Source organism: Calothrix sp. NIES-2100, from assembly GCF_963875285.1.
Classification (GTDB): domain Bacteria; phylum Cyanobacteriota; class Cyanobacteriia; order Cyanobacteriales; family Nostocaceae; genus Aulosira.
This window is the reverse complement of record NZ_CAWNLA010000001.1, coordinates 8803388-8826388: the sequence shown is the minus strand read 5'-3', so window position 1 is coordinate 8826388 and position 23001 is coordinate 8803388. Positions and strand designations below refer to the sequence as shown.

At 39.3% G+C, this 23001-nt stretch carries 21 protein-coding genes; 13 read left to right on the top strand and 8 right to left on the bottom strand.

Going from position 1 to position 23001, the window contains the following annotated elements; genetic code table 11:
* Window positions 1-126 precede the first annotated feature (126 nt).
* Together AACU32_RS36045 and AACU32_RS36040 are read right to left on the bottom strand one after the other, a co-directional pair.
* Window positions 127-750 (bottom strand): hypothetical protein, encoded by a 624-nt coding sequence (locus AACU32_RS36045; protein WP_339378560.1) that lies wholly within the window; start codon window positions 748-750, stop codon window positions 127-129.
* Window positions 751-1353: 603 nt separating this feature from the next.
* Window positions 1354-1839: an allophycocyanin subunit alpha-B gene (locus AACU32_RS36040; RefSeq protein WP_096607053.1), complete on the bottom strand. Its 486-nt coding sequence runs from the start codon at window positions 1837-1839 to the stop codon at window positions 1354-1356.
* A 236-nt stretch (window positions 1840-2075) separates the two neighbouring features.
* On the opposite strand from AACU32_RS36040, the gene rlmD reads away from it, so the two are divergent.
* Both rlmD and AACU32_RS36030 read left to right on the top strand, forming a co-directional pair.
* Entirely contained in the window at window positions 2076-3482 is a 1407-nt protein-coding gene (rlmD, locus tag AACU32_RS36035) for a 23S rRNA (uracil(1939)-C(5))-methyltransferase RlmD (protein WP_096607052.1), read from the top strand.
* A 388-nt stretch (window positions 3483-3870) separates the two neighbouring features.
* A complete protein-coding gene (locus AACU32_RS36030; protein WP_096607051.1) occupies window positions 3871-4326 on the top strand; it encodes an ATP-binding protein in 456 nt (151 codons plus the stop codon).
* Between the two features lie 129 nt (window positions 4327-4455).
* Here AACU32_RS36030 and AACU32_RS36025 read toward each other — a convergent pair whose 3' ends face one another.
* Window positions 4456-4734, bottom strand: a complete 279-nt coding sequence (locus AACU32_RS36025) for a DUF6439 family protein (RefSeq protein ID WP_096607050.1) — start codon at window positions 4732-4734, stop codon at window positions 4456-4458.
* A gap of 241 nt (window positions 4735-4975) precedes the next feature.
* Here AACU32_RS36025 and AACU32_RS36020 point away from each other — a divergent pair, with 241 nt between their 5' ends.
* Window positions 4976-5344, top strand: coding sequence for a hypothetical protein (locus tag AACU32_RS36020; protein WP_096607049.1), 369 nt, complete (start codon window positions 4976-4978; stop codon window positions 5342-5344).
* A 139-nt stretch (window positions 5345-5483) separates the two neighbouring features.
* Window positions 5484-6875: an asparagine--tRNA ligase gene (gene asnS, locus AACU32_RS36015; RefSeq protein WP_096607048.1), complete on the top strand. Its 1392-nt coding sequence runs from the start codon at window positions 5484-5486 to the stop codon at window positions 6873-6875.
* A gap of 90 nt (window positions 6876-6965) precedes the next feature.
* Here asnS and AACU32_RS36010 read toward each other — a convergent pair whose 3' ends face one another.
* The 3 genes from AACU32_RS36010 to AACU32_RS36000 all read right to left on the bottom strand — a co-directional run bounded on the left by AACU32_RS36010 (window position 6966) and on the right by AACU32_RS36000 (window position 9930).
* On the bottom strand, window positions 6966-7442 hold the full coding sequence (locus AACU32_RS36010; RefSeq protein WP_096607047.1) for a hypothetical protein: 477 nt from the start codon (window positions 7440-7442) through the stop codon (window positions 6966-6968).
* 263 nt (window positions 7443-7705) lie between these two features.
* On the bottom strand, window positions 7706-8500 hold the full coding sequence (locus tag AACU32_RS36005) for a hypothetical protein (RefSeq protein ID WP_096607046.1): 795 nt from the start codon (window positions 8498-8500) through the stop codon (window positions 7706-7708).
* Window positions 8497-9930 carry a serine/threonine-protein kinase gene (locus AACU32_RS36000; RefSeq protein WP_339378559.1) on the bottom strand — a complete coding sequence of 478 codons (1434 nt, stop codon included), beginning with the start codon at window positions 9928-9930 and terminating at the stop codon, window positions 8497-8499. Before AACU32_RS36000 ends, AACU32_RS36005 begins: the two co-directional genes overlap by 4 nt.
* Before the next feature lie 731 nt (window positions 9931-10661).
* Here AACU32_RS36000 and AACU32_RS35995 point away from each other — a divergent pair.
* The gene (locus AACU32_RS35995; RefSeq protein ID WP_096607045.1) at window positions 10662-10976 is read left to right on the top strand and encodes an ATP-binding protein; all 315 of its coding nucleotides are present in this window, start codon (window positions 10662-10664) and stop codon (window positions 10974-10976) included.
* A 567-nt stretch (window positions 10977-11543) separates the two neighbouring features.
* On the opposite strand, the gene AACU32_RS35990 is transcribed toward AACU32_RS35995, so the two are convergent.
* Both AACU32_RS35990 and AACU32_RS35985 read right to left on the bottom strand, forming a co-directional pair.
* Window positions 11544-12221 carry a response regulator transcription factor gene (locus tag AACU32_RS35990; RefSeq protein ID WP_010997804.1) on the bottom strand — a complete coding sequence of 226 codons (678 nt, stop codon included), beginning with the start codon at window positions 12219-12221 and terminating at the stop codon, window positions 11544-11546.
* A 333-nt stretch (window positions 12222-12554) separates the two neighbouring features.
* Window positions 12555-13028, bottom strand: a complete 474-nt coding sequence (locus AACU32_RS35985; RefSeq protein ID WP_339378558.1) for a (2Fe-2S) ferredoxin domain-containing protein — start codon at window positions 13026-13028, stop codon at window positions 12555-12557.
* Between the two features lie 336 nt (window positions 13029-13364).
* On the opposite strand from AACU32_RS35985, the gene groES reads away from it, so the two are divergent.
* From groES to AACU32_RS35945, 8 genes are all read left to right on the top strand, one after another.
* The gene (gene groES, locus AACU32_RS35980) at window positions 13365-13676 is read left to right on the top strand and encodes a co-chaperone GroES (RefSeq protein ID WP_096607044.1); all 312 of its coding nucleotides are present in this window, start codon (window positions 13365-13367) and stop codon (window positions 13674-13676) included.
* A gap of 84 nt (window positions 13677-13760) precedes the next feature.
* Window positions 13761-15398 (top strand): chaperonin GroEL, encoded by a 1638-nt coding sequence (gene groL, locus AACU32_RS35975; protein WP_096607043.1) that lies wholly within the window; start codon window positions 13761-13763, stop codon window positions 15396-15398.
* Window positions 15399-15566: 168 nt separating this feature from the next.
* Window positions 15567-15962, top strand: a complete 396-nt coding sequence (locus AACU32_RS35970) for a hypothetical protein (protein ID WP_096607042.1) — start codon at window positions 15567-15569, stop codon at window positions 15960-15962.
* An 11-nt stretch (window positions 15963-15973) separates the two neighbouring features.
* The gene (locus AACU32_RS35965; RefSeq protein WP_096607041.1) at window positions 15974-18667 is read left to right on the top strand and encodes a P-loop ATPase, Sll1717 family; all 2694 of its coding nucleotides are present in this window, start codon (window positions 15974-15976) and stop codon (window positions 18665-18667) included.
* 79 nt (window positions 18668-18746) lie between these two features.
* The gene (locus AACU32_RS35960) at window positions 18747-19565 is read left to right on the top strand and encodes a DUF4351 domain-containing protein (RefSeq protein ID WP_096607040.1); all 819 of its coding nucleotides are present in this window, start codon (window positions 18747-18749) and stop codon (window positions 19563-19565) included.
* A 336-nt stretch (window positions 19566-19901) separates the two neighbouring features.
* Window positions 19902-20840 carry an SPL family radical SAM protein gene (locus AACU32_RS35955; RefSeq protein WP_096607039.1) on the top strand — a complete coding sequence of 313 codons (939 nt, stop codon included), beginning with the start codon at window positions 19902-19904 and terminating at the stop codon, window positions 20838-20840.
* Complete coding sequence (locus AACU32_RS35950; protein ID WP_096607038.1) at window positions 20833-22119, top strand: photosystem II assembly protein; 1287 nt, start codon at window positions 20833-20835, stop codon at window positions 22117-22119. Before AACU32_RS35955 ends, AACU32_RS35950 begins: the two co-directional genes overlap by 8 nt.
* Before the next feature lie 32 nt (window positions 22120-22151).
* On the top strand, window positions 22152-22991 hold the full coding sequence (locus AACU32_RS35945; protein WP_096607037.1) for an urease accessory protein UreD: 840 nt from the start codon (window positions 22152-22154) through the stop codon (window positions 22989-22991).
* Window positions 22992-23001 lie beyond the last annotated feature (10 nt).

The window sequence follows — 23001 nt, the reverse complement described above, 5'->3', positions numbered from 1 at the left end:
ACCTTATCTTTAATTAAAGCTGAGTCTGTTTATATTAGGATTAAGTTTGGGAATTTCTATTCAATCAGCTGCACAAAGAAGCGATCAAAATTCATCTATGTATAGGAATCGAATTTGCTGAATTATTCACTTAACTCCAGCAACTTGCAGATTCTGTAAAATCAAATCTGCTCTGGGTGGAAATCCATCACCGTATTCCGCTGGGAAATGGGTAAATACATAAAAAACTTTACCATTTTGCTGACCCAGGTAAATACTTCCTACGATATTTTTACCTTGACTGAAAACAATCTTTTCTTTTGCCCAAGGATAGGAAACTTTTTGATTTCGGTCAACAACCCGCCATTTATTAGATGCAATTAAACCATTTTTACCATTCACAAAGCTTTTTAACTGTCCCAGCGTTTTGACTTCATTCAAAAAAGCGACGTGGACATAAGCATTATCATTTCTGCTACCGCCAAAATTAGCAATAAACCTCACTCCTGTCCCTTCACCAGAACTACCACCTTCAGCCAAAAATTCTTTGTCAGGAAAGTAGGTGGTAAATAAATTGCTGTATTGGTCATACAGTTTCAGGGTAATCGGAACTTTTTCCCCTTCAACACTAATAGTGGCAGTTTTAGTGGCTGGTCTATTAGTTGTTGAGTTATAACTGGTTTGAATACCAGTAGGCGTAGCTGTAGCACTAATATTATCTGGGGAGATTTGGTTATTGATTGGCGCTGCACAACCCAAGCATGTTGTCAAGAGGATTGCCCCAGTTAGGAGCTTTACAGGATAAAGATGCATTTTCCCGCTTACAGATTGGTGTTTATAGATAGTGAGACTGTGTAGCTTAAGGTACAGTTCCTGTTGCTTTTATGTGCATTTTTCTTGTAATCGCAAGCAATCTCTTAAATAGATACAGGCGGGCTGTGACCATCCAGTGATAACAATCACAGGTGTTCATGATTAAGATCGTCTCTGTATAATTGCCAAACTGCCATACTTCCTTATAACTGAACTCTAGCCGAGTCATTAATAGGGAACACAATATTTGCCGACAGTCTTTTATCAAGGGCTGTCGGCTTTTTGTTTTTAGTCCACAGTCAATAGTCCACAGTCCATTGACCCTTGACCCTTGACCCTTGACCCTTGACCCTTGACCCTTGACCCTTGACCCTTGACCCTCGACTAAGCATAAAATTTCCCCACACATGGTTGGTAACTTGACATAGGACTTGCCAGAGCCTCAACCAGTTGTGGGGAGAGTTATGATCAAATTAGAAATGTTATGGATTTTGAGTGCTGAGATTTAGCACTCACTCAGTGAACCAAAAGTACACTAATCGAACCAGCACACACTTTGTATCAAGACATTGCCTGAATAATGTAATCAAAGTATGGTGCTGTTTCAGCTGCGTCTTCTGCACTAAGCAAGTCAAGGGAGGCTTTTTTGAGGGAATTGATAGCTTCTACCATTCCGGGTACGGGAACGCCCAGAGAATTGTACATTTCCCGCACGCCAATTAAACCAATTTTTTCAATTGGCTCTTTGTCGCCAGCAAGTACGCCATAGGTAATCAGGCGCAAATACCAGCCAAAATCACGAATACACAGAGAACGCTGACGTTCGCCGTAAGCGTTTCCACCAGGAGAGATAAAGTCAGGACGCTTCTGCCATAATTGTTTGGTTGCTTGCTGAACAATCTTTTTTTCGTTCTCAGCTAGGGTGCTAGCAATCCGTGTGCGCTTTGCACCGGTTTGCATAAACGCTTGGATACTTTTGAGTTCGCCACTGCTGGGATAACGCAGTTCATCGTCGGCTTGGAGAATAACTTGGCTAATTACGGTCATGATTATTGCAATCAAGCGAAATATTATTTGCTAGTTTAACGAGTCTGAGGTACACAAGTGAAGGGCTATAAGCCGGTATGTATTGAAATTACACGATTGGGTAGTGGAGAGTAGGGGGATGAGGGGGATGAGGGGGACAAGGGGGACAAGGAAGCAGAGGATACCAATGCCCGATGCCCAATACCCGATGCCCAATGCCCAATGCCCAATGACAAATGACAAATGACAAATGACAAATGACTAACACAGCTTGGCAACAGGGTGAATTAATTGAAGTAACGATCGCGGATTTGAGTGATACTGGTGACGGTGTCGGGCGATATGACGATCGCGTTGTCTTTATTCCCGATACTGTACCAGGCGATCGCGTTCTGGTTCGCTTGCTACATGTTAAGCCCAAATACGCCCACGGTAAGCTTCAGCAATTATTGCAACCATCTCCCCAGCGTCAATCGCCTAGTTGCATTGTGGCTGATAAGTGTGGTGGTTGCCAATGGCAGCATATAGATTATCAGTTCCAGCTGGCAGCTAAACGCAATCAAGTTATCCAAGCTTTAGAGCGTATTGGCGGTTTTCAACAGCCACCAGTAGATCCCGTACTCGCAGCGGCATCATCTCTGGGCTATCGTAACAAAGCTACATATCCCCTTAGCAAATCTTCAACAGGACAAGTCCAAATCGGTTATTACCAAAAAGCCAGCCATCAATTAATTAACTTGAATCAATGTCCAGTACAAGACTCCAGATTAAATCCAATACTGGCACAGGTGAAACAGGATATTCAACAGCGGGGTTGGCAAATTTATGATGAACAACGTCACCAAGGGCAAATCCGTCACCTCGGTTTACGCATTGGACGGCGGACTGGGGAAATATTACTGACTTTAGTTGTCAAAGACGGGAATTTACCAGGAATTGAAACCCAAGCTCAAGAATGGTTAAAACGCTATCCCCAATTGGTGGGAGTGTCCTTAAATCGCAACCCTGCACGCACAAATGCCATTTTTGGCAAAGAAACTCGTTGCATTGCGGGTATGCCATACTTGCGAGAAAAATTTGCCGGATTGGAATTTCAGGTACTACCCGATACGTTTTTTCAGGTTTATACTGAAACAGCAGAGGCACTATTAGAAGTAATTCAGTCAGAACTGAATCTTCAAGGGTATGAGGTATTGGTGGACGCCTACTGCGGAATTGGGACTTTAACTTTGCCCTTGGCGAAACAAGTCCGTTTGGCAACCGGGCTAGAAGTACAGCCAGAGGCAGTACAACAAGCAATTTTGAATGCTCAATGCAATGGAATTAATAATGTCAGCTTCCAAACTGGGGCGGTAGAAAAATTGCTGCCACAGATGGAAAATGTACCAGATGTGGTATTACTTGATCCGCCGCGAAAGGGGTGCGATCGCTCTGTGATTGAAACTTTACGGCAAGTGAAACCATCCCGGATTGTTTACGTCAGCTGTAAGGTATCTACCCTAGCTCGTGACTTGCAATTACTTTGCCAAGATGGCTTATATAGCCTCAAACGGTTACAACCAGCGGATTTTTTCCCGCAAACTGCTCATGTAGAAGCAGCTGCATTTCTTGTGTTATCACCGGAAAACAGGGGTACTACCACCTTGACAAAAACTCAAATTTAAAATTTGTAGTCTAGTGCATAGTAAAAATGCTAAAATTGAATTAAGCTAAAAATAAGTTTGATTTTGTTTAAAAAACTGAAGTTGCATAGACTCTAAAAATTATGACCCAGATTGTTTAAATGGCAAATCGGCCCACAGACATAACATAAAAATGCTATTTCTAAATCAAGAGCATTTTTTAGCAAATGACTGCCTTGAGAGTTTTCTCCGAGCCGATTTAAAGATTAAGCGATCGCCAATCATAAACTTGAGTCAATGCTCCCTAGCATTTTCAATATTTAGTTTTAAAGACGCAAGTTTGAAGGCAACATGACCACCTCAACTTTTATCAGGGTGCCTGTAATAGCAAACTGATGTCTAGCTAACTGAAAGCTATGGGGTTTCTCTTGTGATTACCATCTCACTCCGTCCAGTAGGACGTTATTGGGGCACTATTAGTTTTGCCTCAACTCTCTATCTATGTCCAATCTTAGATCTACTGTTGGCAGAAATTCCCGAAAAATTACAAGCCGAGCTGCGCCTAGGGCTACAAGAAGCCTTAGTAAATGCAGCCAAACATGGCAATAATCTTGATCCTAGTAAAACAGTTGTAGTACGGTTTTCGTTAATAGATAATCAATATTGGTGGGTAATATCAGACCAAGGAAGAGGCTTTGTGCCGACTGCTGAATCTGATGATGATACCGATCCAATAGACTATCTACCACCAGACGAAGCAGAAAGTGGTCGAGGTCTTTGTCTTCTCCATCAGATTTTCGATCAGGTAGAGTGGAACCGCAAAGGTACAGAATTAAGACTGTGTAAACAGCTAGAAACTCGCCCTAGGCTATCTCTGCGGCGATGATGGAAAGTTGGGGATCGGGCATGGGGCATTGGGCATTGGGCATTGGGCATTGGGCATTGGGCATTTCTTATTTATCTCCCTTGTCCCCCTTGTCCCCCTGCTCCCCTGCTCCCCTGCTCCCCTGCTCCTTCACTTCTTCTCGCCATGACTGGGACAAGGGGGAGCAGAAATAGAGCGATCTAACCAACCTACGGCTTGTTCTAATCTAGCTAGAGCTTCCTGTGGCTGATCTTTGAGGAGAAAGACAATTGCGGCGGCAGCTTGTTCCCGAGCGCGAGAATTGCGGTTAGACTTGAGGCGATGCCAATCGTTAGGGGAAATGCTTAACCTCTCCATGAGCGCTTGGGCTAGTTCCAAATTGCTAAATTCATTCAGTTGACTGGTTTTAGGCAGCTGGGTTTGAGACATGACTCTGAGTACTGAGTTTTAAGTGCGGAGTGAGTCCATAGTCTGAATTTTAGCTATTGACTGAAACAAGGATAAAAGATGAAGTGAAAATCGATGCAAACCTCGCCCTTAAAGGGTTTGTTATTTATGCCCCATCGGTTTATGGATAGGGTAATTTCATACTTCATACTTCATCCTTTATACTTCAGCCTTCAGTTGACTATTGGCAGACTCACATTTAATCATAGTTTACTATTGCAAAATGAAGCCGCCTCAACATTTTTCTAATTCTTCGCCAGAGGGAAATTCAGAATCAGAATTTGCACAAGAACTCGAAGAAGTAGAGCGATCGCTTGTATCCTTAAAAGAACGTTACACCCAAGTGCAAAGCGACAAGGAACACAAAGCACAATTGCAACAGCGTCGTCAAGACTTGCAGCACAATAAAAATCCCACGCCAGAAATCAAGGCAGAGTTACGGCAGATTAAACAGCAGTTGGAAGTGCTAGAAATAAATTTAGAAAGCCAGTTATTTTCTTGGCGTAGCTTCAAGAAACCGTTCTGGCAAGCCGTCCGCTTTGGGGGAATGGGCGTTATCATAGGCTGGATATTAAAGTCCTGCGTGAGATGATCCCCAGCGGGACATTTTGCAGCCACTGCGTTGCGAACTTTTCCAAAGTTGTAGCAAGTGGCATGATTTTCAATGGGGATAATTGTTAAGATTCTCTAATCTCCGTATTCTTGACGTTGCTAAAAATAAGTTGTATAAAATGCTAAACCGACGGATTGCAGAAATATTACGTAGTGGTCAACCTGATGAGTCCCTCTTAGTTCAAGGCTGGGTAAGGACAAAACGCGAGTCTAAAGGGTTTGCTTTTATTGAAGTTAATGACGGTTCATCCTTAGCTAATTTGCAAGTTGTTATCAATCAGGATGTGCCAGACTACGAAGATATATTGAAAAAATTAAATACTGGTGCTGCTGTTGAAGTCACAGGGGTACTGGTAGCATCTCTTGGTAAAGGACAGCGGATTGAACTCAAAGCCGAGACGCTGAAAGCATACGGGGAAGCTGATCCCGAAACATATCCACTGCAAAAGAAACGCCATTCCTTTGAATTTTTGCGTACTATTGGACATTTGCGATCGCGTACTAATTCCTTTGGTGCAGTTTTCCGCGTCAGAAACGCTTGTTCCACCGCCATTCACCAATTTTTCCAAGAAAGAGGCTTTTTGTGGGTACACACACCCATCATCACTGCTAGCGATTGCGAAGGCGCAGGGGAACTTTTTAACGTCACCAGCTTGGATTTAAAAAATATTCCCCGCACAGAAAACCAAGCAGTAGATTACAGCCAAGACTTTTTTGGTAAACCCACCTATTTAACAGTTAGCGGCCAATTAGAAGCGGAAGTCATGGCGATGGCGTTTAGTAACGTCTACACCTTTGGCCCCACCTTCCGCGCCGAAAACTCCAACACTTCCCGCCACCTCGCCGAATTTTGGATGGTTGAGCCGGAAATGGCTTTTTGCGACTTAGAAGGTGATATGGATTTAGCTGAGGCGTTTCTCAAATATATATTTGAATATGTCTTGGCAAAATGTCCAGAAGATATGGATTTTTTCAATCAACGGATTGATAACTCTGTATTAGCCACAGCGGAAAATATTATTAATAATAAATTTGAGCGCCTAACTTATACAGATGCTATTAAACTTTTAGAAAAAGCCGATGTTAAGTTTGATTATCCTGTGAGTTGGGGCTTAGATTTACAATCGGAACATGAACGCTATTTAGCAGAACAACTGTTTAAAAAGCCAGTAATCGTCACAGATTATCCCGCGCAAATCAAAGCGTTCTATATGCGCCTCAGCGATGATGAAAAAACCGTCCGAGCAATGGATATTCTCGCACCTAAAATCGGCGAAATCATTGGCGGTTCCCAACGGGAAGAACGTTTAGATGTTCTAGAACGTCGCATAGTAGCGCAAGGAATGAAGCCAGAGGATTTGTGGTGGTATCTCGATTTACGCCGCTTTGGTACAGTTCCCCATGCTGGTTTTGGCTTGGGTTTTGAAAGACTTGTGCAATTTATGACGGGGATGGGAAATATTAGGGATGTAATACCCTTCCCACGTACACCGCAAAACGCTGAATTTTAATTTCGCGCAAAGGTGTAAATAAGAGTGCATTAGTTGAGGATATGTATTATCACTTCCTTAATGCACTCTTTTATTTAAACAAATTTAAGATTATTTTGATTGAAAAGGATCAGAAGTAAAAGGTTTTCGATCCTTGAAATTACTGACTCTAGCTTTTAACTCTTCTATTACAACTAAAACCTTATCTAAATTTCCTTCTTTTGAAACTAACTGAGTATCATCAATCCATTTAGCCACTTCAATAGCAAGGTTTTTCTGCTTGATTATATAGTTAGTATTTGCCTTCTTTTTAAGATATTCATAAGCTTGATTTAGATTTTTAGGTTCTGTCTCTGTCAGGTTGTGGCTGTACTTTCTTACTAGTGAATCAGCAGAAATTTTAAATATTAACATATCTTGGTTTTCAAATTTCGTTCCATATATCCACATTCCTATACAAGAAGAAGGTGGATTTTTCTTATAAATTGCACTAACTTGATTTTTCAGGGTTTGAATTAAAGTATCAATCTCTTTTTCAAATGGAGTTGAGGGTTCGGGAATAGAAGCACAAAATGGATTACTGAACATAAAAAATTAATTATTCACTTATGGATTGATATAGGTGGATTGTATTTACTTTTTTATACCAAAAATGCTATTTAGTATGTTAAATATAATTAAGAATTTATTATTTAAAAAAATGATAATATTTATGAATTAATGCAAAATTCTGTAGTTAGAAGGACTAGTGTTTCCTCGCATTAATTGTGCTGAGTTGCAAGATACCCGACTTTTTTAAGAAGGCGAGTATGTGACCACTGCCAAGCATTAAGAATTAATGCGATAGACTACTAGTTACCAATTAATTCTTGCCTGCGTTGCTCCTGTTCTTGATGCTCAATCTGTTGTCGTACTGACTCATATTTATTTACTGCTGTTTCAGTTTCATTATATATCGTCTGCCTCAATTCGCGAGCGTTATTATCATCACCTAAAATAGAAATTAATTCTTTTCTCTGCTGCTTATCAAGCGTGATAAACCATTGTATAAAAGATTGTAAAATTTCTATTTGAGAACCACGTACATTATTATGAGCAACAACGCAAGACGGACAAGTATGTATTAAATATAAGCTATTATCCTTATTAATAGGATAAATAAAAATTGGATAAAGAGGATCTATTTGCAAAGTTCTAACAAAGCCTCCTTCTGCAATGTTATTTCTTAAATAATCGCATCCTCTATTATAAACATCTTGATTAGCAAGACAATCTAATATGTTTGTGTTGTCTCGGGTTGAAGATGCTATTTTATTCGCAAGCATTCCAATAACTACAGCACCAGGATAACCTGGAAGCATTTCTCCTGTTGAAATTAGCCAAGGAAATCGTGAAAAAACTAAAGAGTAATGATATCTATATCTAATACAGTCTTTTAAATCCCTATCATTCCTATCATCAACAGTAATAGTACCCAATCCCATTTGATTACGGTATTGAGATGAAAATACATCTCTCTGGCAACTTTGAGCAACCTGAGTCATTATTTTTATATTAATACTTGCATCACTTTTCATCGGTATCAAAAATAAAGCAGAGCTAGTTATAAATAAATTAATTAAACTTCTAACAGCTAATTTAATCATTGTTTTCTCTTTCGTATTACATCTTCTAAGTTGTCTGGAGCCTCAGAAATAGGATATGTTGATTCCCAAGGTTGTGAGATATCGATTATATGTTCACTTGAACGTGCTTTATTTTCTAACTTTTTCCTAGCTAATTGTGGTTTTGGTGGTAATTGCCCTTTATTCGTAATTGTCACATTGTTTTTTAGTTTTATGGGCAAAGCTTTTTTAGTCTTTGGTGCAGATATAGGAATTTTAACAACTGGTGAAGAGTTAGAAATACTAGGACTAATATTTGGTATTTTTTCTTCAGTAGCAACTATGTTTTTATTTTTAGTCTGGTTCAAAGCAGCAATAGCAAAACACCCTAAACCTAAAATAATAAACCAGCACCAATTTTTAAATTTTTTTTTAGTTAATCTGGCAGCGGTGTAAACTGATAGGCTTCCACTCACTGATCCAGTCGCTAAAGAATTAGGTGAATTATTATTATTTGATTTTATTTGCGCTGTATTTACTAAAATATGAGGTTGCTTTAACACCTGTTCAATTTTATTCAAACGCTGCAAAATAAATTGTGTATTTTGAGGACGCTGGCTAGCTGTAAGAGCCATTAAATGGTCGATTAAATCTGCCAATAAAGGAGAAATATCAACTGCATATTGTCGCCAATGCAATTCATTAGTCAGAGGATCATAAATAACTTTATCCTGTGGTTCTTTACCTGTGAGCAGAAAAATAAAAGTCCGTCCCAAAGCAAAAAAGTCTGACTGTTGTACTGAATAACCATTTTGTTGTTCTGGCGGTGAATAGCCTTGTGAAATAATTCTGGTATGAGAATTGCCTCCTAAAATAGTTGTAGTAACTTCTCTAACTGCCCCAAAATCAATTAACACCAGTTGTCCACTTGGTCGTAGCATGATATTTTGAGGCTTAATATCACGATGAAAATATTGATGAGCGTGTACTAAATCGAGAATTTCTACAAGCTGCTTCAGCCAATTAACAGCTTGAGCTTGAGAGATAGGTTGATAGTTGTTAGACTCCATCCATTTTTCTAAATCTACACCCTCAATTTTCTCCATTACTAAACAGTGCAATGGTACAGAGCTATTTTTAGGTAAAACAGTAAAGTAAGCATCGGAATCTACTTTGGGAATTCCCGTACTATTCAACTGACCCAAAACTTTTGCTTCTTGCTTAAACAATTCAATAGCTTTTGAGTTATTCTCAGTTAGTACTTTTACAACTTTAGCCGTACCAGAATCATCAACCTCAAAAGTTTGACCAAAGCCACCACTTCCAAGTTTTTTGATTACTCGATAACGGCCTCGCAACAGAATATCTGACCCACAGTTGTGACAAATGCGGTTTTTTGCATTTGCTGGGTCAGTAGGTTTTGGGCAATGAGGATTGATACAATAACTCATTGAATAGATATAAATTCCCAAAATAATGATTTTTGAGTCATATTCCGAGAATAAGCAGTAAAGTTCTAGTAATATAGTTCCCTAAAATTCTGAGAAATTCACAAACAGTTTTTATAATAATTAATTAAGACAGACATCTTAACCAGAATAGGGTTATCAACAGGCGTTATCCTTACCGTTTAAGCCTTGGCGCTGAAATTGAATCTATAATCGCCTGCAAGCTTTGATTTTAAAGGAAAATTTTGATAAGAAGCAGGGGGCAGGGGAAAAGGTACAAACCTTGCCCCTTGTGGGCAAAAGCCCCCCGGCTCCTTTTCTCCCTTGGTTTAAGCCCCACCCCTTGTGGGTTGTTTTTCTCCCCTGCTCCCTGCTCCTTGCTTTTTGACATTTAATTAAAGTTTCAGCATCATACCTACTGAAGAACCAAAATTATTAAATTGCAATGATATAACAATTAATTTTTACAGCGTTTTTCAAGTAAATAGACCACGCGGTAGGGGCACGGCACCAGTAATATTATTGTATGTACCAGAAGATTGTGGATGCCGTGCCCCTACGAGAATCTGTGGTTCCATTACCTGGAAACTGCTGTAACCCGCTTTTGTCACTCTCCGGGAGGGTAATCCCTAGAAGCCTCATCAGGCAATCAATACAAGCTATCCTATTAGAAAAAAATGGGTGTTGTATTTGTTATTAGAAAAAAATCGTGTTAACCCTTGCTAGATAAAAGCTCTAGAATTCAGAAATGGCAAATGTTTTCGGAGAGTGACAGAACAGGGGTAAATAATCCCAAAAGTTCCAGTATGTTATTACCTCCCTTTAGTATGCAAGTATCCGTGCCTAATGGCATATCTGAGTTTGAGTTAACAACGAATTTAGTCAAAGTTCTGCTGATTGATAACCAAATAATTATTGGTGAAGCCATCCATCGTATTCTCGCTAGCGAAGCAGATATTTCTATTAGCTATCAAATTATCGAAAGACATAAAGGTACTATTCATGCGAAATCTCAAACTGGTGTGGGAACAGAATTTGTCATTGAAATTCCCATAGCCCTAGTTGAGTAAATAAACACTCGCTTGCTTAAATTCATGGTGCAATACAATGAGGCGATGCTGACCTTGACTCAGATATAAACAAGCGAGTGCTATCTATCGATAATAGTCATATCTCTCCATCGTCATCTCAGCCAATATCGGGCAAATTTACATCATCCATCAAGCTTGCCCTAAGTCAAAGGCCGTGAATTAATGAAAGCACAGATAATTACTAACTTGTGAACCATAAAATACCGATGATAGTCCACAGGCAAAATCACCAATTTTACTCAAAAAATTGAAGGTGTGCGTGAAGATTCCGCATTTAGACTTCACAAAAATGGTAGAGTTGCCAAAATCAGGGAGCAAGGACTCTATTATTAGTTATGAATTATGAAGTACACAATTAGAAAATTTAATCCTGAGCTTCACAATTCATAAGTTATCGGTCTGGAAATTTAATGCAAGAATTTTCTGAATTGGATTGAGCACAAATGCGCCAATTCATCTTGGGAGCAGACCGATAGGAATTAAACTATCAGCTATCAGCAGTCAATCAAAGCAGTTAAGACCTGACTGCTGAATGCTGATAGCTATTTAAGCCATTTGATTTTCAATCGCCCACCGCGCTAGTTCAGTGCGGTTATGGAGATTGGTTTTGCCCAACATATTGGACACATGGCTTTCAACGGTACGCTGACTGACATTTAGTTCTTCAGCAATTTCCCGGTTAGCTAAACCCCTAGCAACAAACTGTACGACTTTCAGTTCGGTGGGAGTTAACTGCACATCGAAGGGAACCTGGATACGAGAACCATTTTCTCCTCCTTTGGCTTGGTGTTCTTTCCAACGGATAGTTTGCTTCAGGGAAGATTCTACTTGCGCTACGAGTTCTTCTGGCTCAAAGGGCTTGACCATATAGACATCAGCACCTTTATTCAGACCTTTAACTCGGTCTGCACTTTGTCCCTTAGCTGAAAGGAATAGAACGGGAATCCAGCTAGTACGTTCATTTTGCCGGACTTGTTCTACAAAAGTATATCCGTCCATTTCCGGCATCATCACGTCGCAGATAATCATATCTGGAACATCATGCTCTAAAATTTCTAGAGCTTCTCTTCCGTTTTCAGCGGTGATGACTTCATATCCCCGGAATTCCAAGTAATCCTTCACCAGCAAGATGAGGTTAGGGTCATCATCAATCAGTAGAAGTCGTTTGTGATCTTTCATGCTGGGTTCTTTCATAGCAGTGGCACTTGTCGCGCTTCGGTCCATCAAGGTCTTGTATATTTATCCTCTATGGTGGATTATTTGAGATGTTGTCTTTTTTTCCCACTTAACTTGCCTTTGCTTGTTGTCAGTCTCATAGCGCGGTGATTGCAGTTAAGAGACTGGTAGATCATTGGCACTAGTCCAGTAAGGATACGTAGAGCAGTAGTAAATATAATCCGTAATTATATATCGCTTTGACCGTGGCGGGTGAAAAAATGCTGATTAAATAATAATCCTTCCGATTCACAGGTTAAGTATTGGCTGAAGATGACCCTAGCGCCAAACCAACCACCGCTTCAGAGCGCTTACTACTTAATTACGATATCCTCACGGATGTTAAGCCGCTATCAGATGTTCACAAGCAACCAGAGAAGTTTCTGGCAAAGGATGGGTTAAAAATGCAAATTCTTCAACCACCATTATGCCTATCAAGTGTTCTTGGATGATCCGCTCAATCACTTCCAGGTTTGCTTGACGATACCAGACACCATCCGGGTAAACCACCATTATCGGTCTAGAACCACAAACGCGCAAGCAATTGGCTTTATTTCTAAACATGCAAAGGGGAAGACTTTTTTGCGGTTGGTCGAGTTTGAGCTTCTGCAATCGCCTTTTTATGTATTCCCAGGATTCCAGACTAGCTTGTTTTGCGCCGCAGTTGGCAGTTGTTTGCTGGGCACAAATAGAAAGATGTCGTTGAATCTTTGCAAGTCCTAAAGTTTCTACACAATTACGCGGGGCTTTATTGTCTAGAGATTTAGTGTTTTTGGGGATTTTACGGCTGCACTGGATCACTGTATTGTTACTCATCAAGCTGCTCCCTGATTACAGTTCTATAACAATTTCCCCGCTTTGCAAATAAATTTGTTCATAAAAAAATATTCGTAACTTAATGAACAGAACCTGAAACTTTAAAATAAATAAGTATTTGTACTTAAGTATCTGTATTTAAAGGGCATGGGGCATTGGGCATTGGGCATTTCTCATTTTTTATCTCCCTTGTCCCCCTTCCTTTGTCCCCTTGTCCCCTCATCCCCCTCATCGCCTAGTTCGGGAACCCGTACACAAAAAATTGTTGCCATTGTATGGCTATCTTCGGTAAATTAGCACTCAGGAGTTGAGAGTGCTAACTCTGGAGAAATAAATATGGCAGCAGTATCTTTAAGCGTTTCTACAGTTAAACCTTTAGGCGATCGCGTTTTCGTGAAAGTGAGCGCCTCTGAGGAAAAGACCGCAGGTGGTCTGTATTTACCCGACACCGCGAAGGAAAAGCCCCAGGTTGGGGAAGTGGTCGCTCTAGGCCCTGGTAAGCGGAACGATGACGGTTCTCGTCAAGAGCCAGAACTTAAGGTCGGCGACAAAGTGCTGTACTCCAAGTACGCTGGCACTGATGTCAAGCTCGGCACAGAAGAATACGTCCTGCTTTCAGAAAAAGATATTTTAGCAATCGTTAGCTAATGGTCATTGATCATTAGTCATTAGCCAATGACTAATGACAAATGACAAATGACAAATGACAAATGACAAAGGACTATTAAAATTATGGCAAAGCGCATTATCTACAACGAAAACGCCCGTCGCGCCCTAGAACGAGGCATGGACATCCTAGCAGAAGCTGTGGCAGTTACTCTTGGCCCTAAAGGTCGTAACGTCGTGCTAGAAAAGAAATTTGGCGCACCGCAAATCGTCAATGATGGCGTAACCATTGCCAAAGAAATCGAATTAGAAGACCACGTTGAAAATACTGGCGTGGCTTTGATTCGCCAAGCTGCTTCTAAAACCAACGACGCTGCGGGTGATGGTACCACCACAGCTACCGTTTTGGCGCACGCAATTGTTAAAGAAGGCTTACGCAACGTTGCTGCTGGTGCAAATGCAATTTTGTTGAAGCGCGGTATTGACAAAGCTACTACCTTCTTGGTAGAGAAGATTGCTCAACACGCTCGCCCCGTAGAAGATTCCAAAGCCATTGCGCAAGTTGGTTCCATCTCCGCCGGTAATGACGAAGAAGTCGGTCAGATGATTGCCCAAGCAATGGATAAGGTGGGTAAGGAAGGCGTAATTTCCCTAGAAGAAGGGAAATCCATGACCACCGAATTGGAAATCACCGAAGGGATGCGCTTTGACAAAGGCTATATCTCTCCTTACTTCGCTACCGACGCAGAACGGATGGAAGCTGTCTTCGATGAGCCTTTCCTCCTATTAACCGATAAGAAAATCGCTTTGGTACAAGACCTAGTACCCGTGCTTGAGCAAGTAGCGCGTGCTGGTCGTCCCTTAGTAATCATCGCTGAAGATATTGAAAAAGAAGCTTTGGCAACTCTAGTAGTTAACCGCCTGCGCGGTGTGCTAAACGTGGCTGCTGTTAAAGCACCTGGATTTGGCGATCGCCGCAAAGCTATGCTAGAAGATATCGCCATCCTCACCGGTGGTCAGCTAGTCACCGAAGATGCTGGTCTCAAGCTAGATAACACCAAGCTGGATAGCTTAGGTAAAGCTCGCCGCATCACCATTACCAAAGACAACACCACAATTGTTGCCGAAGGTAACGAAGTTGCCGTTAAAGCTCGGATTGAGCAAATCCGTCGTCAAATTGACGAAACCGAATCTTCCTACGACAAAGAAAAACTACAAGAACGCCTAGCTAAGTTGGCTGGTGGTGTTGCAGTTGTTAAGGTCGGTGCAGCGACTGAAACCGAAATGAAGGACAAGAAGCTGCGCTTAGAAGACGCTATCAACGCTACCAAAGCTGCTGTGGAAGAAGGTATTGTTCCCGGCGGTGGTACAACTCTGGCTCACTTGACTCCTGAACTGGAAGAATGGGCAAACAAAAACCTCACTGGTGAAGAGTTAACTGGTGCGTTGATTGTTGCTCGTGCTTTACCTGCACCTCTGAAGAGAATTGCAGAAAACGCAGGACAAAACGGCGCTGTAATTGCTGAACGTGTGAAAGAAAAAGAATTCAACGTAGGCTACAACGCTGCAACCAATGAGTTTGTTGACTTGTTTGTTGCTGGTATTGTTGACCCTGCTAAGGTAACTCGTTCTGCTCTGCAAAACGCTGCTTCCATCGCTGGTATGGTGTTGACAACCGAATGCATCGTAGTTGATAAGCCAGAACCTAAAGATGCTGCTCCTGCTGGTGGCGGTGGTATGGGTGGCGGCGACTTCGATTACTAATACTTTCTAGCCCCCTATTTGTGAAAACAGCTGCTTCCCTTGTGGAGGCGGCTGTTTTTTTGTGTCAATATTCAGGTTTTTCAAACCAGAAAATAACAAATTAATAATGTTAAGGTAATTGCTATTTAATAATATACTGATCTGGCTTTAAATTTAATTTAACTAAGTATGGAAGATTATCAGGCAGCTTTTATTGATCGCCATAGTGATACTGAAACTCTCAGCCAATCAGGAAGAAAGGTTGGGGCTATGCACTTTGGTGGTGTAACCATTGAGTGTCTAATAAAAGCTATTATTTGTAACACTTTACGCGGAGTGACAAGTGAGAATTTGAGAACACATAGTTATGCGGAACTGCTCAAACAACATAATAAGCTCAAATCTAGGATTGATAATTTTTCTGAAGGAAGGAAATGGCTGGATCAAGTTGAGAATCCAATGGGTCAACATTTTATAGATATGCGTTATTCTGGCCTTGAGCCTGATGAGTCAAATTACAGACGCTGGTTATACGCATACAAGAGTATCAAAAGTTGGTTACTCAAACAAGCTACTCAACTTTAAAGAGGTAAAAAATGCAAGAAAATTGGCAGGTTTTGCTAAAACAGCAGATTAAAAACCAGTATGTACATAATTCGCCAGAGTGGGTTGATATAAATATTTCCACATCAGGCTTGCTTAATCTAACAATTGTGAGCGAGCAATTTATTAATTTATCTAGTCTTCAGCGCAAAGAACAAATTTCTAACTTACTTAAATCACAAGTTCCTCATTTATCTCCTGGGTTTATTTCCTTATACACTCCTCAAGAAGCAGATTCACTAAATCTTTCAGCACCGCAAGCTTTTAATACAGCTTCAGTACAAACTTGGCAAGATTTAGCAATTCAAGCAGCAAATCCGCAAAATCAACCTCCTATACCTGAGCGTGAACTCAGGTTACCCAGAACAGTGACATTTTATTCTTTTAAAGGAGGAGTAGGTCGAACTACGGCATTAACCCATGTTGCCTCAATTTTAGCAATGCGGGGTCTTAAAGTTGTAGCTGTTGATTTAGATTTAGAAGCACCTGGGTTGAGTACAGCATTCAATCTAAGGCCACAACCCAAATATGGAATTGTTGACTATTTTTATGAGCGTTCCTATTTACCAGAAGGAGTAGAACCAAGTATTTCAATTGCTGAAATATTTGGCGAAGTAAAAATATCTAACGCCACAGGAAGATTATTTGTTGTTCCTGCTGGTTCTCTTAATCTTGATTATGTATCTAAAGTTGATGATCTTCATGCTACTACTGTTATTGATGGAGATCAAAGTCTTTGGTCTGTTTTTAAAAGAGAAATTTACGAACAATTAAAACCTGATATTCTCTTAATTGATTCGAGAACTGGAATCAATCAATGGGGAGCTTTATCATTAATTCAAGCAGCTGATGAAGCAATAGTTTTTCTTTTCCCTAACGAACAAAATAAACAAGGGATAGAACTGCTAATACAATCCCTGCAAGGACTAAAAAATTTATCAATAAATTTTGTTTTTTCTCCTGTTCCTGATGTTACTAAGATTGGTCTGTCTAAAGTAAAACAAATTTGGGAATCATTGCTGAACAAAATAAAAACAGCAACAAATGAAAACTATGAAACAGATGAATCTGAAACAGATTTAGATAATTCTCAAACTCCAACAGAAGAACTTTTAGTAGTACCTTATCTGTTACCAATCGCTTTGGCTGATAGCTATCCTGTACAAGGTAACCAAGATTATTACACAAAAATCGCTAACTTAATTGATGAAAAAACTGATGAACTAAAACGTAGCAATGTTTTAAATACAATAGATCAGCGGTGGAAGATTATTGAAAGTTTGCAGTTTCCTGAAGTAAATGCTGCCGATCAAAGACAAGATTTAAATCTACTATTTCAGCGTACTACTGATTTTGAAAGATTTTTAGACGATACAACTTGCCTAATTAGAGGGCGAAAAGGCACAGGTAAAACTGCACTGTATTGGCTTTTTTTACAACATAAAAGTGTTGCTCAAAAACTAGCTCATGGACGGTTAGATAACACTACATTTTTGTCAGCACACGGAAGATTCCAAGAAAGCCGCCCATCGCGTGAGGACTTCCAATTTATCCACAAAAATTTGCAGTCAAATAGTGCTACATGGGAAGCTTTCTGGAGAGCTTATTTACTGCTGAGATGTCATCAGGAAAATTTATTTACTTTTCCTAAAGGTAAGAAAGGCGCAAAGTTTAGTGAAATTAAAAAAATTATTAATAACTTACCTACAGAAAGATGGCAGTCTGAATACACTCAAGCTTTGCTATTATTATCTACTAACTCTGAACTAAGGCTCATAGTCAAGGATGCCATAGATATTCTTCTTAATGAAGAAGCCAAAAAGAATTCTCTAAAACTGTGGTTTCTTTATGATGATTTAGACGAAGATTTTCCAGAACTAGGAGGAGTACGACAGCAAGCACTTACTGGCTTGTTTCAATTAGTTCAATCTTGTGATGCTAACAGATTAACAGAAATAAGATTTAAAATCTTTTTAAGAGAAGATATATGGAATCGTTTAAGTTTCGACAATAAAAGTCATTTTACTGGACGGGATATTATTTTACAGTGGACTAGGATCGACTTTCTCCGATTAGCACTTCGTCAAGCAATACAATCTGAAGATTTTAAACATTTGGTTGACCGAATATCTCCTGTTGCTTTTGAAAGTATTGATCAAGCTAGTGAAGAGGCGATTGATAAAGCTTTAGAAATACTTTGGGGAAGTCGTCGCCGAGGTGGAAACAGAGCTAAAAATGTATCACGATGGGTTTATGAACGATTAACAGACTCAAGTGATACTACTTTTCCTCGGAGTTTAAGTATATTACTAAAAGGGGCAAAAGAACAAGAACTAACCTATAAGGGTCAATCATCAAGTAAATTCCGTACAGATCGTCTACTACAAGGAAAATCACTTGAATTTGGCTTAAAAAAAGCATCAGAAAAGCGGTGTGAAGAAATTAAAGAGGAATACCCTGATTTGACTAAATTTTTTGACTCTCTTAAAGGGAAATTGGCTTTCTTATCTAAAGAACAGTTACAAACAGTATGGCAAGAGTCAGCACATGATATTGCTGATTTTGAAGAATTTGCTTCTTTTTTAAGTGAAATTGGCATTATTGAATGGCGCGAAAAAGAGAAACGCTATAAGGTTGCTGATATCTATGTATATGGTTTTGAAATGGATCGTAGAGGCGCAGTATAAAAATATCACGAAATGTAGAGTAAGAGAGCGAATTCATATAAGGTAAAAGATTGTTGTATAGAAACAGAAAAATAGTAACTTGAGTTACGACAACGCTTGTAAATATTTAGCTGAACAGTACCCAGCAGATTTTGTTCGCTGGTTGCTAGGAGTAGACGCGCCACAAATTGAAATCTTAAAAACTGAACTGACACTAGAACCAATTCGTGCAGATTCTGTGACATTTTTGCAAGCAGCTAACAAAATTTTACATATTGAATTTCAAACATTAGCGATATCCGATCCGCCACTGAACTTCCGAATGCTTGATTATTCCGTGAGGTTGAAGCGCCAATATCGATGTCCTGTAACCCAAGTAATCATCTTTTTACAGGAAACTACTAACGAAATGGCTTTCACTGAAGAATATCGAGATGACACAACAATTCATCAATATCGAGTAGTTCGTCTATGGGAGCAAGATTCAGCAGCATTTTTGGCAAATCCTGCACTGTTACCTCTAGCAACATTAACCAGAACCGACTCACCTCAAGGACTGCTTGCCCAAGTTGCCGAACGAGTCGCTACAATTCCAAATAGGGAGCAGCGACAAAATATAGCAGGTTGTATAGAGATTTTGGCTGGATTGCGGTTTGATAAGGATTTAATTCGCCAATTATTACGGGAGGATATTATGAAAGAATCTGTAATTTATCAAGATATTTTGCAACAAGGTAAAAAACAAGGTGAAGAAAGTTTGATTCTACGCCAACTTAATAGGCGTTTTGGTGATATTGATGCACCAATAATTGAGCAGGTTCGGAATTTACCAACTGAAAAGTTAGAAAACTTAGGAGAAGAGTTGCTTGATTTTTCGCAACTTGCTGATTTGGTAGCTTGGTTAGAACAGCAGAATTAGGGGTATAAAGTTTTCCAAATAACCATGTTTAATAACTATCTATTTTTGTTGACAGCTATTATTTATTAGCTGAAACTATTGCCGCAATTTGCTCTAAAATACTATTCTGTTCTTGCTTAATCACTTCTAGCCTACTTAAAAGTTGAGTTAGCCTGTAGCTGCTATCTTGAGAACATGGTATTATTCACCTGCTCACTTTCAAGTCACTGATATCAGCTCTGGCGATACAAAAAAAAATTAAAATTTTTTGTGAAACTTGTATAAGTCGTAAATAAAACTGGGAATTATAGAAAATAAGGTGAGTTGATAGACCATATATAAAATATAAAATTTACAATGGCACAACCAAGGTATCAAGGTTATTGCACAGGTAAGCCAACTAAATTAGTCAAGGAAAAATTTGGGAGTGCTAATGTTTATGCTCAAAATGCTAAATCCCTTTTGACTAAGGCTACAGGTTTTATTGAGGCTTATGATTTTACGCTAAATCCTTATCGGGGTTGTCAGTATGGATGTAGTTATTGCTATGCTGCTGCATTTAGTCCGAATACTAAAATGCGCCAAGATTGGGGAAATTGGGTGATTGTTAAGGAAAATGCAGCGGAGATTTTAGCTAAAGAATTACAAAAATGGTATGAGAAAAATCCGCAAAATCCTCCGAGAATTTATCTGAGTAGTGTGACAGATCCTTATCAACCTTTGGAGTCTCAGCAGCAGTTGACTCGCAGGCTTTTAGAGGTGATGCTTGATGTTAGGGATAATAATCATCCAACACCAACTTTAGTAATTCAAACTCGCAGTCCAATTATTACTAGAGATATTGATTATTTACAAAGATTTCAGCGATTGCGAATTAATATGAGTATCCCTACTGGTAGTGAATCAGTGCGCAGGGATTTTGAACCGCGATCGCCTAGTATTAAAGCTAGATTAAATGCTCTTTTAAAGATTAAACAAAATATAGAGCCTTTTAAAGGTTTTGTTCCAAAAATCTCTATTACAATTACACCTCTACTTCCAACTTTAGCAACTGATGAATTAGCTTTTATACAGCAACTATCTATCGCTGATAGAGTTGTAATTCAAGATTTTCATCCTACTTATAACCGTTCTCTAATAGCATCAACCCGCTCAGAAGCTGAAGAAATTAAGCAAAAATACGCTTGGTGGTATCAAAATCAGCAATTAAACTATATGAAGTTTAAGAATAAATTAATTTCTCAGCTTACAAATATAGAAATTAAAGAAGGCAAAGACGGATTTGGTTATGAGTAATCCTATAGCAAATTGGTGGCTTAGTCAGCAGTTCAAGCTAGCATTAAGCCGTGGAGACACACAAAAAGCTGTCAAAATATTACATGATATTCAAAAATCTGGTGCCAAATTTTCATGGTTAGAAAAATTATTTAGAGATAAGCTGCAACTTGAGCGTTATTCTCTGGACTATAAAAGAGAAATAGCAAATTTAAGCCAAAAATTAACACACTTTCCTCAGGTACAAGCAGATAATCTCAAGTTATCACCAAATGAAGAATTTGTAAATTTAGTTTATCAAATATTTCAATTAATCCAGCACGATCAATACAAAATTCAATCTACTGGGATTGATAAAGATATCTTTGAAAATTTGGAAATAAAATTGGTTGAATATCTCCACGAAGAGTTTAGTAAAGTTCCTGAAAAGCAATTATCTATAAAACTAGAAGATGCTTTTGAAGATATTAATAATTTAAAAATCGGACAAGACCCAAACTATAGTTTTAGTCTGACTCCTCACGTCTACTTTATGAAGTTTTTTTTAGAAAATGTATATTGTCTATATTTAGCTTGGTTTTTCATTTATCAAAACGGCTTATTTAGCAATAAACTTAATATCCTCGATATTGCAGCAGGCCCAGGAACAGTTGCTTACGCTTTAGCTCTATTTCTGCAACGTATCAGTGATTTTGATAATCTATCACAAACTCATATATCCTACTATTCTCTAGAAAAACAAGATTCATTTCAATTTCGAGGACTTCAGTTTTGGCGAAAGTTTATAGAATTAAGCACGAATCCAATTAATGCTTACTTTCGCTTTGTAACTGTTGATTTATTTTCAGGGGAAGATAAATCTCATAAATTACCTCAAGATTTTTTTGATTTTATTGTCATTTCTCACTGTTTCTTTTCAGATATATCTGCTAGACTACAAGCCAATAATATCTACAAATATGTATTTGCTAATTGCCTTAAAAAGGAAGGTTACGTTTTATTAATTGTACAAGATAAAAAATTATTTAAATTTTACAATGCTCAACAAAGTGAAGACCAAGAAATAGAAAGAAATGTAGTTATAAAATTTACTTCCGAACTCGGTTTAGAGCTGGTTTGGTATAAATATCTAACTTCTAGAAATTCTAGGCTACCTTGTTCTGCTAGGGAATTTGCCAAATTCGCAGAAGAGACTCTCCCTAAGCAAATTTACATGACGCAGATGATTCAGAAGTACTTCAATCAGAAACATGATTCTAACTATAAATTAGATGATTACGTAATTTTGGCGAGAAAATGAAGGTTACCATCAATTTAATGTTTACTTAATACATGAATTCTGTGCTACACAGCGTAGAAAGTTGGCATGGCAAACTTAATTTAGTCTACGCCGATCGCAAAAATGCCACCCAGCTAATTTACAACCACCAGCAAGCACCGCTAAAGGTACAGCGTCCGTTTTATCCAGAAGGCGAAAAAGTCTGTCATAGCGTCATTTTACATACGGCTGGGGGAGTTGTGGGAGGCGATCGCTTGTCTCTCAATTTCCACCTCCAACCCCACGCCCAAGCATTAATTACTACAGCCGCCGCTAGTAAAATCTACCGCAGTAATGGACAGCAAGCTAGACAAATTATCGATATCAAAGTCGATGCTGGCGCTTGTTTGGAGTGGTTACCCCAAGAAACAATTTTGTTTAACAGCGCGATTTATCGGCAAGATTTACGGGTAGAATTAGCAACCGAAGCCAGTTGGTTAGGCTGGGAAATTACGCGATTAGGGCGCAGTGCTAGAGGAGAGAAGTTTTTGCAAGGAGAATGGCGATCGCATACCGAAATTTGGCAGCAAGGTGTACCCTTGTGGATCGATCGCCAATATTTACCTGGTAGCGAAGAGGTTTTCCACAGTCCCCACGGCTTGGCTGGACAACCAATTGTCGGTAGTCTAGTTTGGGTGGGTAATCCAGTTGACTCAGAAATAGTGGCAAAAGCCCGCAATTTATGGGATGGTGCAGGAGAGGTGGGGGTGTCGCGACTACAACATGGACTTTTATGTAGATATCGCGGTGCTTCGTCATCTGAGGTGCGAAACTGGTTTACGTCTGTTTGGCAGATGCTACGGGTTAATTTTTTGAGTCGTGGTAGCTGTGTACCTAGAGTTTGGCAGGTTTGAATGAACCGCC

What these genes read in the sequence shown, in the direction of transcription:
- AACU32_RS35995 (WP_096607045.1), top strand. Translation starts at nt 10,662, where the DNA reads ATGTTTTCGGAGAGTGACAGAACAGGGGTAAATAATCCCAAAAGTTCC.
- asnS (WP_096607048.1), top strand. Translation starts at nt 5,484, where the DNA reads ATGCTAAACCGACGGATTGCAGAAATATTACGTAGTGGTCAACCTGAT.
- groES (WP_096607044.1), top strand. Translation starts at nt 13,365, where the DNA reads ATGGCAGCAGTATCTTTAAGCGTTTCTACAGTTAAACCTTTAGGCGAT.
- AACU32_RS35970 (WP_096607042.1), top strand. Translation starts at nt 15,567, where the DNA reads ATGGAAGATTATCAGGCAGCTTTTATTGATCGCCATAGTGATACTGAA.
- rlmD (WP_096607052.1), top strand. Translation starts at nt 2,076, where the DNA reads ATGACTAACACAGCTTGGCAACAGGGTGAATTAATTGAAGTAACGATC.
- AACU32_RS35985 (WP_339378558.1), bottom strand. Translation starts at nt 13,028, where the DNA reads ATGAGTAACAATACAGTGATCCAGTGCAGCCGTAAAATCCCCAAAAAC.
- AACU32_RS35990 (WP_010997804.1), bottom strand. Translation starts at nt 12,221, where the DNA reads ATGGACCGAAGCGCGACAAGTGCCACTGCTATGAAAGAACCCAGCATG.
- AACU32_RS36025 (WP_096607050.1), bottom strand. Translation starts at nt 4,734, where the DNA reads ATGTCTCAAACCCAGCTGCCTAAAACCAGTCAACTGAATGAATTTAGC.
- AACU32_RS35950 (WP_096607038.1), top strand. Translation starts at nt 20,833, where the DNA reads ATGAGTAATCCTATAGCAAATTGGTGGCTTAGTCAGCAGTTCAAGCTA.
- AACU32_RS36020 (WP_096607049.1), top strand. Translation starts at nt 4,976, where the DNA reads ATGAAGCCGCCTCAACATTTTTCTAATTCTTCGCCAGAGGGAAATTCA.
- AACU32_RS36010 (WP_096607047.1), bottom strand. Translation starts at nt 7,442, where the DNA reads ATGTTCAGTAATCCATTTTGTGCTTCTATTCCCGAACCCTCAACTCCA.
- AACU32_RS35965 (WP_096607041.1), top strand. Translation starts at nt 15,974, where the DNA reads ATGCAAGAAAATTGGCAGGTTTTGCTAAAACAGCAGATTAAAAACCAG.
- AACU32_RS35945 (WP_096607037.1), top strand. Translation starts at nt 22,152, where the DNA reads ATGAATTCTGTGCTACACAGCGTAGAAAGTTGGCATGGCAAACTTAAT.
- AACU32_RS36040 (WP_096607053.1), bottom strand. Translation starts at nt 1,839, where the DNA reads ATGACCGTAATTAGCCAAGTTATTCTCCAAGCCGACGATGAACTGCGT.
- AACU32_RS35955 (WP_096607039.1), top strand. Translation starts at nt 19,902, where the DNA reads ATGGCACAACCAAGGTATCAAGGTTATTGCACAGGTAAGCCAACTAAA.
- groL (WP_096607043.1), top strand. Translation starts at nt 13,761, where the DNA reads ATGGCAAAGCGCATTATCTACAACGAAAACGCCCGTCGCGCCCTAGAA.
- AACU32_RS36005 (WP_096607046.1), bottom strand. Translation starts at nt 8,500, where the DNA reads ATGATTAAATTAGCTGTTAGAAGTTTAATTAATTTATTTATAACTAGC.